The 12,977-nt window shown below is 67.6% G+C and carries 8 protein-coding genes; 5 read left to right on the plus strand and 3 right to left on the minus strand.

Annotation, left to right across the window (positions count from 1 at the left end; genetic code table 11):
* Positions 1–65: 65 nt before the first annotated feature.
* Positions 66–1,337, plus strand: coding sequence for a glycosyltransferase (locus BTO20_RS28385; protein ID WP_157680341.1), 1,272 nt, complete (start codon positions 66–68; stop codon positions 1,335–1,337).
* Here the strand turns inward: BTO20_RS28385 and BTO20_RS28390 are convergent.
* Together BTO20_RS28390 and BTO20_RS28395 are read right to left on the minus strand one after the other, a co-directional pair.
* A complete protein-coding gene (locus tag BTO20_RS28390) occupies positions 1,334–4,555 on the minus strand; it encodes an amino acid adenylation domain-containing protein (protein ID WP_408632211.1) in 3,222 nt (1,073 codons plus the stop codon). The genes BTO20_RS28385 and BTO20_RS28390 overlap by 4 nt on opposite strands.
* Positions 4,556–4,732: 177 nt before the next feature.
* Positions 4,733–5,926 (minus strand): PucR family transcriptional regulator, encoded by a 1,194-nt coding sequence (locus tag BTO20_RS28395; RefSeq protein WP_087079278.1) that lies wholly within the window; start codon positions 5,924–5,926, stop codon positions 4,733–4,735.
* Between the two features lie 144 nt (positions 5,927–6,070).
* Here BTO20_RS28395 and BTO20_RS28400 point away from each other — a divergent pair, with 144 nt between their 5' ends.
* From BTO20_RS28400 to BTO20_RS28415, 4 genes are all read left to right on the plus strand, one after another.
* Positions 6,071–7,576, plus strand: a complete 1,506-nt coding sequence (locus tag BTO20_RS28400; protein WP_087079279.1) for a long-chain-fatty-acid--CoA ligase — start codon at positions 6,071–6,073, stop codon at positions 7,574–7,576.
* Positions 7,577–7,581: 5 nt separating this feature from the next.
* The gene (locus BTO20_RS28405; RefSeq protein WP_087079280.1) at positions 7,582–9,267 is read left to right on the plus strand and encodes a PHA/PHB synthase family protein; all 1,686 of its coding nucleotides are present in this window, start codon (positions 7,582–7,584) and stop codon (positions 9,265–9,267) included.
* A 4-nt stretch (positions 9,268–9,271) separates the two neighbouring features.
* Positions 9,272–10,078 (plus strand): poly(3-hydroxyalkanoate) depolymerase, encoded by an 807-nt coding sequence (phaZ, locus tag BTO20_RS28410; RefSeq protein WP_232490885.1) that lies wholly within the window; start codon positions 9,272–9,274, stop codon positions 10,076–10,078.
* A gap of 113 nt (positions 10,079–10,191) precedes the next feature.
* Positions 10,192–11,118 carry an LLM class flavin-dependent oxidoreductase gene (locus BTO20_RS28415; RefSeq protein ID WP_087082814.1) on the plus strand — a complete coding sequence of 309 codons (927 nt, stop codon included), beginning with the start codon at positions 10,192–10,194 and terminating at the stop codon, positions 11,116–11,118.
* Positions 11,119–11,191: 73 nt separating this feature from the next.
* Here BTO20_RS28415 and BTO20_RS28420 read toward each other — a convergent pair whose 3' ends face one another.
* Entirely contained in the window at positions 11,192–12,862 is a 1,671-nt protein-coding gene (locus BTO20_RS28420; protein ID WP_087079282.1) for an FAD-binding dehydrogenase, read from the minus strand.
* Between the last annotated feature and the right edge of the window lie 115 nt (positions 12,863–12,977).

The following is a 12,977-nucleotide window of genomic DNA, read 5'->3' on the forward strand; positions in this document are numbered from 1 at the left end:
CGGCGCAGGTCCGACGGTCAGCGAAAGGGACTCTCGCCGCCGACGGGCGTCTAGGCTGATCGGCGATGAAATTTGCGCTGGCAAGCTATGGGACTCGGGGCGACATCGAACCTTCGGTGGTGATCGGCCGGGAACTGCAGCGCAGGGGACATGATGTGGGCATCGCCGTCCCGCCCGACCTGGTCGGCTTCGCAGAATCGGCAGGCCTGTCCGCCGTACCCTACGGAGCCGAGACCCAGGCCTGGATGGCTGCGTACCTCACCTTCACGACATCGCTGTTCGGCAGATTTTGGAGAATCCGGGACCAACTGCAGGCCGGCCGTGAAATCCAGGAGGTGACCAACCGGACGTGGACGCAGATGAGCACGACACTGACGTCCCTTGCCGATGGCGCCGACTTGGTCCTCGCCGGGCAGACATACCAGGAGATCGCTGCCAATGTGGCTGAGCACCACGGGCTTCCGTTGGTCACACTGCACCACGTCCCTATGCGTCCCAACGGTCAGGTTGTGGCGATCTTGCCGGCTCCGGCTTCTCGCGTCGCGGTGCGAGCGTTCGACTGGCTGATCTGGCGGCTGAGCAAGAAGCTCGAAGACACGCAGCGAGGCGCACTCGGCTTACCGAAAACAACAGGCCCCTCGCCGCGACGGATTGCCGAACAGGGAGCTTTGGAACTCCAGGCCTACGACCAGGTCGCCTTCCCGGGCCTGGCGGCTGAATGGGCGGCATGGAGACATCAACGGCCCTTTGTGGGCGCGCTGACGATGGAGCTGGCAACCCGCGCCGATGAGGAAGCCGCGGCGTGGATCTCTGCGGGAACACCGCCGATTTTCTTCGGCTTCGGCAGCATGCCGGTGAAATCTCCCGCCGACACGGTCGAGATGATCAGTCGGGCGTGCGCAGAGCTCGGTGAACGTGCGTTGATCGGCGCAGGCTGGAGTGACTTCGACGACGTCGCGCATGCCGATCACGTGAAGATCGTCGGCGCGGTGAATTACGCGTCCATCTTTCCCCTGTGCCGCGCAATCGTGCACCACGGTGGGTCGGGTACCTCGGCCGCGAGTCTGCGGGCCGGGGTTCCCACGCTGGTCCTTTCGGTGGACGGCAACCAGATGATCTGGGGAGCTCAGCTGAAACGCCGGCTGAAGGTGGGCACGCACCGCCGCCTGTCCCGCACGACCCGCGAGACGCTCGTCGCAGACCTGCGCCAGATCTTGTCGCCGGAGTACGCAATTCGCGCTCGCGAACTCGCCGGGCGGATGACCAAACCCGCCGACAGCGTCACCGCGGCCGCCGATCTCGTCGAGAACTTCGCCCGGGTGCGGAGGTTCGTCTAGTCAGTGCAGTGTGTCGGCACACCGGCACGCTCGACATGCGCGCAGATGCCTTTGAGCGCGTCGAACCACAACTGGTTCAGGCGCTCGACCTGGTCCTGGCTCAGTGCCGACGGCGCCCACGTCCACGTCGCGTGCAGGCGCTGCCCGGTGCCGGTATCCAGGATGGCCGAGTTGAACTCGACGGTATGCCCCAGCGGCGTGTCTATCTCTGAGGCCGCGGGGATGGCTGCCATGGCGTTCTCGTCGACCCGCCACAGCTCATCGGAGACGTCGGCGGCGCCGGCATCGAAGCGCCCCAGATAGTTGAATTCGATGACAGGCTCCGAACCGTCCACGCGGACTTCGGGATTCAGATACCGCAGCAGACCGTAGGTCAGACCGTCCGGTATGGCGTGAAGTCGCTGCAATGCGGCCCGAATCACGGGGCCCAGTGCTGCGTCCCCGTCAGCCACCTGCGCCCAGGGCAGATCGTCGATGGTCAGCGCCACCGGGTACTTGCTGGTGAACCACCCCACCGTGCGGGACAGATCCACGTCGTCGCGCAGTTGCTCGGCTCGTCCGTGGCCCTTGACGTCAATACCGATCGGGGCACCGCCGGCGCCGAGGAATTCGTTCCAGGCCAACCCGAATGCGATCAACAGAATGTCTTGCACCCCAGCGGTAAACGCGGCAGGCACATCCCCGAGCAGACGTCGAGTGACGTCGGCGTCCAACGTCACCAGGAGATGGCCCGCGGTGGCGTAGGTGTCGACGGCTGGTTGCACCGCGGGTAGCGCGGCCGGGGTTGCGAGCAGTTGCCGCCATACATCGGCCATCTGCACCACCTCGGCACTGCGCGCGTGCTCAGCGAGGATCGAACCCCACCGGGCGAACGATGTCCGGCCTGCGGGCAACCGCACGGGCTGTCCACTGCGGTGCTGCACCCACGCGATGTTCAAGTCCTCCAGCAGAATTCGCCACGATGGCGCATCGACGGAGAGGTGGTGGATCATCAGCGCCAGCCGGCCCGTCGTCGGCACCCACAGCGCGGTGAACATCGACCCCGCTTCGGGATTCAGCCGTGATCGGGCGGCCGCCAGCGCCTCATCGGACAAGGCATCCACCGCATGCACGCAGCCGCGGGCGTCCACGGACCCTTCCTCGGGCACCGACAGCGACCACGCGCCGTCGTCGCCGTCCCGCGCCCGCAGCCGTAGGATCGCGTGCCGGTCCAGCAGAGCTTGCACCACGGCGACGACGTCGGTCTCGTTCACTCCTGGCGGGGCCTGCACCACCACCGTCTGGTTGTACTGATCGATCGGTCCGGCAAAACCGTGCAACCAGTGCATGATCGGGGTGCCGATCAACGCGCCGGTGCCGGTGTCGGCCACGGTCGCTTGTCCCTCGGCGGAAGCGGCCACCCGCGCAAGCCGGGCGACCGTCTGCTCGACGACGACATCGCGTTGCCGGCACACGACACCGGCCGCCCGTGCCCGGGCCACCACCTGCATCGACGAGAGGCTGTCTCCGCCCAGGTCGAAGAAGGAGTCGTCCACGCCGACCCGTTGGACACCGAGGACTTGGGCGTAGACGTCGGCCAGGATCTGTTCGACCGCGCCCGACGGCGCACGGTAATGGCTGGCGCCGTGGGACTCCGGTGCCGGCAGGGCACGCGTGTCCAGCTTGCCGTTGACGGTCACCGGCAACGCCTCCAGCGTCACCAGCGCGCTCGGCACCATGTACGCGGGCAATCGATCGGCCAATTGGACACGCAGCTCGGCAGGCTCCGCAGCGCCGGTGACATAGCCGACAAGGCGCATGTCGCCGGGGCGGTCTTCTCGGGCGATCACCACCGCCTGGTCGACGCCGTCCAGCCCGGCCAGCGCGGCCTGGATCTCGCCCAATTCGATGCGATAACCGCGCATGTTGACCTGCTCGTCGACGCGACCCAGATACTGCAGGTCACCGTCAGGACCCCAGCAGACCCGATCACCCGTGCGGTACATGCGTAGCGCGGACGCACCCTCGTCGCCGAACGGGCACGCCACAAAACGCGATGCCGTCAGACCCGCGCGGCCCCAGTATCCGCATGCCACTCCGGCCCCCGCCACGTACAACTCACCGACGACGCCTGCCGACACCGGCCGCAGCCACCCGTCCAACACGAAGAAGGCCAGATGTGGCAAGGGCACACCGATCGGGCTGATGCTCTTGTCGATGTCTTCGACGCCGATCCGGCGGAAGGAGGCGTGCACCGTCGTCTCGGTGATGCCGTACATGTTGATCATCCGGGGTAGCTCGGCATGGTTCCGAAACCACGACGCAAGGCGTTGCGGCGCAAGCGCTTCGCCACCAAATATCACGGTCTGAAGACTCAGCTGCCCCGTCGCGGGCTGCAGCGCGTCGGCGGTTTGCAGCGCATGGAACGCCGACGGGGTCTGACTCAATACCGTGACGTGTTCGCGGACGAGCAGGGCGTGGAATTCTTCCGACGAGCGAACGACATCCTCCGGCACGATCAGCAACCGCCCGCCGTGCAGAAGCGGGCCCCAGATTTCCCAGACCGAATAATCGAAGGCCAGGGAGTGACATTGCGTCCAGACCTGCCCGCGCGCCAGTTCGGTGCCGAGAGCCTCGAAAAGCCGGGTCACATTACGGTGAGTGACGGCCACGCCCTTGGGTACGCCGGTGGTTCCCGAGGTGTATATGACGTAGGCGATGTCGTCAGGGGCCGGGGCCGGCAAACTGCCGCCGGGAGAAGCGTCGTCGGCGCGGTCGTCGATGGCGATGACCGGCACCCGCGACCCGTCGAGTCGCGCACGCAGCTCCGCGGTGGTGATCACTGCCACCGGCCCGGCGTCGGCGAGGACCATCCCGACACGCGCGTCCGGATGCGCGGGATCGATCGGCAGGTACGCCGCTCCCGTCTTGATCACCGCCAGGACCGCCACGATCGCCTCGGCGCAGCGTGGCAGCAGGATCGCCACCCGCTCTCCCGGGGCCGCGCCGCGGCCAACGAGCAAGTGCGCCAAGCGATCAGATGCCCCATCTAGCTCGCCGTAGGTCATCGAGCGAGCACCGCACGTGATCGCCACCGCTTGCGGGTGCGAGGTGACCTGTACCGCGAACAACTCCGGAATCGATACCGCCAGGTCTGCTGCGTGCGTCAGCACAGCTCGGTTGCCCCAGTCGTCGAGCAGGCCGCGTTCGTCGGCGTCCATCAGGTCGATCGACAACAACCGCGTGGTGTGGCCTTCCGGCATGATCGCCCGTGGCGCACCATCATCTGATCGCATTGATCCCCCAACCGCCGAACCCTCGCTGAGCCGCCCTCGCTCAGCTCTTCCGAAATCTACCGCAGCAGAATTCTGTGGGCGGCGAATGCGATTGTGCGGCCTTGTTTCTGCGCGAGCGACTCACGGCAGCCTGCGGTGCACCTCGAAGGCCAGACACAATTCGGCGATGTCACGGGGCCGCGACAACGACCGGCCGGTGCGCTCCTCGATGCGATGCAGACGGTGGCGCACGGTGTTGGGGTGCACGTAGATTTTGGCGGCCGTCTCGTTGGCGGAGCCGCCGGAGTCCAGCCACGCCTGAAAGGTGTCGACCAGGATCTGGCGTTCCTCAGCGGGCAGATCGTCGAACCCGCCGAGGACGTCATGCCCGATGCGTTGCATGACCTCGGGTGCGGCGACCGCCGCCACCGCCAACGGTGACCCATCGAAAACCTGCACCAGCTGATCGTCGGTCGGCCTGCCGGCGATGGCCAGCCGGGCGAACCGCAAGGCCTCGCCGGTGACCGTCAGATCGTCGAACGGCGGGCTCACGCCCACCCGGTCCGACGCCGCGGACCGCAGAATGTCCAACAGCTCGTCCTGGGTGGCGTGGCGCCGCAGGTGCACGATGCCGACCTGCAGATCGGGCAGCAGCCGCCACGCCGACCGGATGTCGCGGGTGTCGAGCTTGTTCGCGATCTCCGGCAGACCTGTGCGTCCGATCCCCGGAACCTGCGCTGCCACAACGACATACGGACCAGACGTGGGCAGCCGCAGAATGTCGGCAGCATCCCACAGGTTCTGGGTGTCGGTGATGCGGCCCTGCAGGATCGCCTCGACCAGAGCCGAGCGTTCCTCTTCCTTGCCGAGCATCTGCTGGGTCAACTGCTGGCGGTAGGCGCCCGTCATCGCCTGGGTGAAGGAGTCCTGGGCGAGCATGATCTGCGATGTGGTGGCGAGGATGGCCTCGGGGCTGATGTCGAGGTCGCGCGCTTGGGCCAGGCTCGTCTCCCACATGAACCGGAAGCCGACGCGGTAGGCCGACATCACCATCGCCAACGGCACCCCGGCCAGCGCCCGCCGCACCCCGGTGTCCTCGGCAGCCGATACGTCGGCCAGTTCGGGTCCGCTGTCGGCGGTCAGTGCGTCGAACACGTAGACCATCTGGGCCCGGCAGCTGCGGTGCAGCTCGGCGTCGTCGACCAGGCTGCGGTTGGACGCATAGAACGCGACGTCGCGCCGGATGACCTCGGCCATGTCGGTGGCCAGGGCATCGGCGCGAGCCAGGACGGCCTCGGCGAGCCGCACAATGCTCGGGTCGGGCGCCGCTGGCATGAGGACACGATAGGCCCGCGGGGCGCTCGGTGTGAGCGCTCACAGCAGACTGCCTGCGACGTTGTTCCCGCCACCATGTTCTTCCGGCAGCCCGGACCGCACAGTTGAGGTATCGAACGACAACGTCGGCACCCGGAGGAGACCGTGACCAACCTCAGCACCAATCTCGTTGCAGCAGCACAGAAGTACCCCGACCGAACGGCACTTCGCTGTGACGATACGACCCTGAGCCTCGCCGACTTCAACACCGCCGCGGCCCGCGTGGCCACGTTCCTCGAGCGCGCCGGCATCGACCCCGGCGATCGGGTCGGCATCATGCTGCCGAACAGTGCGGCATTCGCCGTGACGTACTACGGCATCATGCGCCGGGGCGCCATCGCCGTCCCGATGAACCCGCTGCTGAAGGCCCGGGAAGTCGCGTTCTACCTGGCCAACACGGGGGCGAAGGCCCTGTTCGGCGCGCCGGCGTTCGCCGAGGCCGCCACCGACGGCGCCACGGCCGCGGGCGCACAGGCCTGGCTGGTCGACGACGCGACACTGCCCGCCCTCATCGCCGACCTGCCCGAACAGCCCGAACCGGTCGAGCGGGCCGACACCGACACCGCGGTGGTGCTGCACACCTCCGGTACCACCGGCAAACCCAAGGGCGCCGAGTTGACCCACGGTGGCCTGCGCCGCAACGCCGAGGTCACCTTGCGCACGCTGATCGAGGTGGGCCCGGACGACGTGATCATGGGCTGCCTGCCGTTGTTCCACGTGTTCGGCCTGACCTGCGGTCTCAACGCCGCGGTGGCGGTCGGTGCGACACTGGTGCTGATCCCGCGGTTCGACCCTCGTACCGCGCTGCGAGCGATCGAACGCGATGGCGTGACGGTGTTCCAGGGCGTGCCGACCATGTACTCGGCACTGCTCGCCGTTGCTCCCGAATTTCTCGGCGCCGCAAAGACTTTGCGGATCTGCGCGTCCGGCGGCGCGGCGCTGCCGGTGCCGGTGCTCACCGAGTTCGAGGAGACGTTCGGCACCACGATCCTGGAGGGCTACGGGCTGTCCGAGACCTCGCCGGTGGCCTGCTTCAACCACCCCGACCGCGAGCGCAAGGCCGGTTCGATCGGCACGCCCATCGAAGGTGTCGAGATGCGCGTCGTCGACGACAACGGCACCGAGGTCGCCGCGGGTGAGCCCGGTGAGATCCAGATCCGCGGCCACAACGTCATGAAGGGCTACTGGAACCTACCCGAGGCCACCGCCGCGGCGATCTCGCCGGACGGCTGGTTCGGCACCGGTGACATCGGCAAGGTCGACGACGACGGCTTCTTCTACATCGTCGACCGCAAGAAGCAGATGATCATCCGCGGCGGCCTGAACATCTACCCCCGCGAGATCGAGGAGGTGCTCTACGAGCACCCGGCCGTCGCGGAGGCCTGCGTCGTCGGCATCCCGCACGACTCCCTCGGCGAGGAGGTCGGCGCGGCAGTCGCACTCAAGGACGGCGCCCAGACTGCACCCGAGGAGCTGCGCGACTTCGTCAAGGAACGGGTCGCCGCTTACAAGTACCCGCGCCGCGTCTGGCTGGTCGACGCCCTGCCCAAAGGGCCGACCGGCAAGATCCTGCGCCGCGAAATCGCCATCCCCACCACCGAAAGCCACTGATCGCCATGACCGACAACCGTTTCGACGAACTCGCCGCACCGCTGGATCTGTTACTGGTCAATTCGACCCGCAGCTTTGCCGGCCGGATGATGCCCAACCGGTCCTGGGCCAGGTTCGGGGGCAGCCTGGCCCGTCAGCCCCGCACCGTCGCCGACCAGATCGGCGGCCTCGGCCGGGAACTCGCCACGATCGCGACCGGCAACTCCGACCGCGCTCCGGCCCGCTCCGACAAGCGGTTCAGCGATCCCGCCTGGCAGGGCAATCCGTTGATGCGCCGCACCATGCAGGCCTACCTGGCCTCGGCTGACACCGCCGAGGCGCTGTTCGCCGCGGCCGATCTGGACTGGCGGGACCGCGACAAGATGCGTTTCGTGCTGGACAACATCCTCGAAGGCCTCTCACCCAGCAACAGCCCGATCCTGAGCCCACTGGGCTGGAAGGCACTGATCGACACCGGCGGCCTGTCGGCGGTGCGCGGCCTGAAAGCCTTCGCCCGCGACATGGCTTCCAAGCCGAGAGTGCCCGCGATGGTGGAACCCGACGCCTACACCGTCGGTGAGACGGTGGCGATCACCAAGGGCGCGGTGGTGCTCAAGACCCGCATGTTCGAGCTGATCCACTACGCGCCGCAGACCCCCACCGTGCGGCAGATCCCGCTGCTGATGGTGCCGCCGGTGATCAACAAGTACTACATCATGGACATCGCCCCGGGCCGCAGCATGATCGAGTACTTCGTGGCTCAAGGCCAGCAGGTGTTCGCCATCTCATGGCGCAACCCCCAAGCCCGCCACCGGGATTGGGGATTGGACGCCTATGGTGGCTCGATCGTCGAGGCGCTCGACGCGGTCCGTGAGATCGCGGGCACCGACAGTGCGCACCTGCTGGCGACCTGCTCGGGCGGCATTCTGGCGGCGATGGTGGCTGCCCATCTCGCCGAGATCGGTGAGGCCGACAAGATCGCGGGGCTGACACTGGCCGTCACTGTGCTCGACCAGAACCGGGCCGGTTTCGCCTCGGCGGCGATGAGTGAGCGCTCCGCGCACGCGGCGATCCGGTCATCGGCCCGTGCGGGCTATCTGGACGGGCGCGCCATGGCCGAGATGTTCGCCTGGCTACGGCCGACCGACCTGGTGTGGCGGTACTGGGTGAACAACTATGTGCAGGGCCGCGAACCGGCACCCTTCGACGTGCTGTTCTGGAACGCCGACACCACCCGGATGACGGCCGCCCTGCACCGCGAGATGGTGTTGATGGGGCTGCACAATTCGCTGACCACCCCAGGTGCGGTGAGCATGCTCGGTACCCCGGTCGACCTCGGCACGGTGACCAACGACGCCTACGTGATCGGCGGTGTGGCCGACCACATCTGCCCATGGCAGGCCACCTACCGCAGTGCTCAGCTGCTGGGCAGCAAGGACAACACCTACGTGCTGTCCACCAGCGGCCACATCGCCGCCCTCGTCAATCCCCCGGGCAACCCGAAGGCATCGTTCCGGGCAGGCGTAGTCGACGACTCGACCGCCGAGCATTGGCTCACCGAGAACGAAGCCAAGAAGGATTCGTGGTGGCCGCACTACATGGCGTGGCTGGGTGAGCGCAGCGGGCCGGAAGTCGATGCGCCCCAAGCCCTCGGCGGTGCCGGCTACGAGCCACTGGCCCCCGCGCCGGGAACCTACGTCCATGAGAGCTGAGGCCATGACCGAGACGTACATCGCCGCAGGCGGGCAACGCATCCGGGTGGATGTCCGCCCCGGAACCGGTGTCCCACTGGTGCTGTGCAACGGGATCGGGGCGAGCCTGGAGGTCCTCGACCCGTTCGTCGCGGCGCTCGATCCCGATCTGACGGTGGCTCGCTTCGACGTGCCCGGCACAGGCGGTTCCCCGGTTTCGGCGCTGCCGTACGGCTTTCCCTATCTGGCCTGGGTGCTGGGACGGGTGTTGAGCAAGCTCGGCTTCGACGTCGTCGACGTCCTGGGCCTGTCCTGGGGCGGGGCGCTGGCCCAGCAGTTCGCGTTCCAGAATCCGCGCCGCTGCCGCAGGCTGGTGCTGGTCGCGACGGGCACCGGTGCGCTGATGGTGCCGGCCCACCCGCGGGTGCTGGCGAAGATGTTGACACCGCGACGCTTTCGGGATCCGGAGTATGTGTCGGCCATCGCCGGTGAGCTCTACGGCGGCGCGGCCCGTGGTCACGGCTTCGACATCGCCAAGATCTTCGGCACCCAGCTGCATGCCGGGTCGAAGATGGGCTATCTGCACCAGCTCCTGGCCGGGGCCGTCTGGACGAGCCTGTTCGCCCTGCCCGCGATCCGCCAACCCACGCTGCTGGTGGAGGGCACCGACGACCCCATCGTCCCGATTGCCAACGCGCACATCATGAGTCGCCTCATGCCGCACGCACAGATGCTGATCCATCCGGGCGGTCACATCGACCTGGTCGCGAATGCGGACGCGCTGGCCCCGGCCATCAGCAGCTTCGTGGAGGAGCCCGGGGAGCGCGCGTAGCTACCCCGCCGCGAGTTCGACGAAAATGTCGTCGGGCCGGCCACAACACGACATCGTCGTCGAATTGGCGGGCACGACCTGGCGACTGGTGGTTCGGCCGTACCGTGGTGTGGGTGAGATTCTCGATTTCGATACCGCAGCTGGTGACCGGTCGCTTCGACGATGAGGGTCTGAAGGCCTATCTGGCCCGCGCCGAGGAGTTGGGATTCGAGGGCGGCTGGACCATGGAGCAGACGATCGGCGAGGCGCCGGGTGTCGCGCCACTGGAGTTGTTGTCGTATGCGGCGGCCTGCACCACCCGGCTTCGGCTGGGGGTAGCCGTGCTCATCACCTCCCTGCACGATCCGCTGCAACTCGCGTCGGCCATCACGGCCGTCGACCAGCTCAGCCACGGGCGCCTCGACGTCGGGGTCGGGCACGGCGGCAATTTCCGGCCGTTCGCCGCGTTCGGGGTGGACCGCGCCACGTTCGTCAGCTACTTCAACGAGGGCTTGGAGTTGATGAAAGCGGCCTGGTCCGACGAGCCGCGCATCACGTTCCACGGCACGTTCCGGGACGTCGAGGACCTGCCGATCCAGCCGAAGCCCGTGCAGCGCCCGCACCCCCCGATCTGGTTCGGTGGCACCGCGCCCAATGCGCTCGCCCGCGCGGTCCGGTACGGGGATGCGTTCCTCGGAGCCGGGTCGTCGACCACCGCCACATTCGCCGAGTCGGTGCAGACGGTGCGCCGCGAACTCGACGAGCAGGGCAAGGATCCGGCCGCCTACACGATCGGCAAGCGGGTGTACCTGATGATCGACGACGATGCCGCCCGCGCCCGCGAACGCGTCGTCGACGGGCTGCACCGGATCTACGGCCAGATGCCCGGCATCGAGGCGGTGCCGGTGTCGGGTACGCCGGCCGACGTGGTGCGCGGGCTGCAGGAGGTGGCCGACGCCGGTGCCGAGATGGTCGTGCTCAATCCCGCCGGGGTGAACGTCGCCGAGGATCGTGAGCAGATGGAACGCCTGGCCGCCGAGGTGCTACCCCAGCTCACCTGAGATTTGCGCGAGCAGACATGGAAGTCCCCGACACGCCGCAGTTCGAGAGCTTTCACGTCTGCTCGCGAGAAAATCAGAGCGCTTCGGCAGCCGCTCGCCCGGCGGCGCGGCCGGAGAAGATGCAGCCACCCAGGAACGTGCCTTCGAGTGCGTTGTAGCCGTGCACGCCGCCGCCACCGAAACCGGCGGCCTCGCCCGCGGCGTAGAGCCCTGCGACGGCCTGACCGTCGGTTCCGAACGCGCGCGAGGACAGATCGGTCTGGATGCCGCCCAACGTCTTTCGGGTCAGGATGTGCAGTTTGACGCCGATCAACGGGCCCGCGGACGGATCGAGGATGCGGTGTGGCGCGGCGACGCGGGCCAGGCGGTCACCGAGGTAGCGCCGCGCGTTGCGGATGCCTTGCACTTGAGCATCTTTGGCGAACGGGTTGGCGAATTGCAGGTCCCGGGACTCGATCTGGGCTCGGACGGCTTTCGCGTCCAGCAGCGGTTCGTCGGTGAGCGCGTTCATCTTGGCCACGAGCGATTCGAGATCGTCGGCGACGACGAAGTCGGCGCCATGGCGTTTGAACGCCTCGACCGGCCCGGGCGCCGAGCGGCTCAGCAGGCGTTCGCGCAGCATCGCAGTCCGGTTCTTGCCGGTGATGTCGGGATTCTGCTCCGATCCCGACAGCGCGAACTCCTTCTCGATGATCTTCTGGGTCAGGATGAACCAGGAATGGTCGTGGCCGGCGATGTCGGGATCGGTACGCAGGTGACGCAAGGTGCCCAGGGTGTCGTAGCCGGGCAGATACGGCGCGGGCAGGCGCCGACCGATGGCGTCGAACCACATGGATGACGGGCCGGGCAGGATCCGGATGGCGTGGTCGGGCCAGATCGGATTCCAGTTCTGGATGCCTTCGGTGTAGTGCCACATGCGGTCCCGGTTGACCAGGCGCACGCCGGCGTCGGCAGCGATGTCGAGCATGCGACCGTCCACGTAGGCGGGCACCCCGGTGATCATCGACCGCGGTGGCGTGCCCATGCGGGACGGCCAGTAGCGCCGCACCATTTCATGGTTGGCGCCGATGCCGCCCGAGGCGACGACGACGGCCTGCGCGCTCAGCTCGAAGTCCCCGACGACGTCGCGGTTCGACGGGGCGCCGCGCGGCGCGTCGTCGGGGGCCAACACCACGCCGCGAACACCGGTGACGGCACCATCGGTGAAGACCAGCTCGTCGACACGGTGCCGGTGATGGAATGTGACGAGCCCGTCACCGGCAGCAGCCAGAGCCGAATTCACAAAAGGCTCAACGATTCCCGTGCCGGTACCCCATGCGACGTGAAACCGGGGCACTGAATTGCCGTGACCGTCGGCGCGCAGATCGCCGCGCTCGGCCCACCCCACGGTCGGCACGAAGGTGATGCCGTGCTCGGAGAGGTACGCACGCTTCTCCCCCGCGGCGAACTCCACGTAGGCCCGGGCCCACTGGGCCGCCCAGGCGTCTTCGTCGTCGACGCGGTCGAACGCGGCGCTGCCCTGCCAGTCGTTCCACGCCAACTCGAGCGAATCCTTGATCCCCATGCGGCGTTGCTCGGGGCTGCCGACCAGGAAGATGCCGCCGAACGACCAGAACGCCTGACCGCCGAGATTGGCGGCGTTCTCCTGATCGAGCACGGCGACTTTCTTTCCGCGCCGGGTCAATTCACGGGTGGCGACCAGCCCGGCCAGTCCCCCGCCCACCACGATCACATCGGCATCCACAGCCGCGCCTCCCGTCCCGCTCGTATCCGTATTCAATACGAACTCACCGCGACCGTGAATCCTCTGCGAGAAATCACGTGCGATCTCGCAGAGGATTCACAATCGCGGATGGGGC

The organism is Mycobacterium dioxanotrophicus (genome assembly GCF_002157835.1).
GTDB lineage: Bacteria > Actinomycetota > Actinomycetes > Mycobacteriales > Mycobacteriaceae > Mycobacterium > Mycobacterium dioxanotrophicus.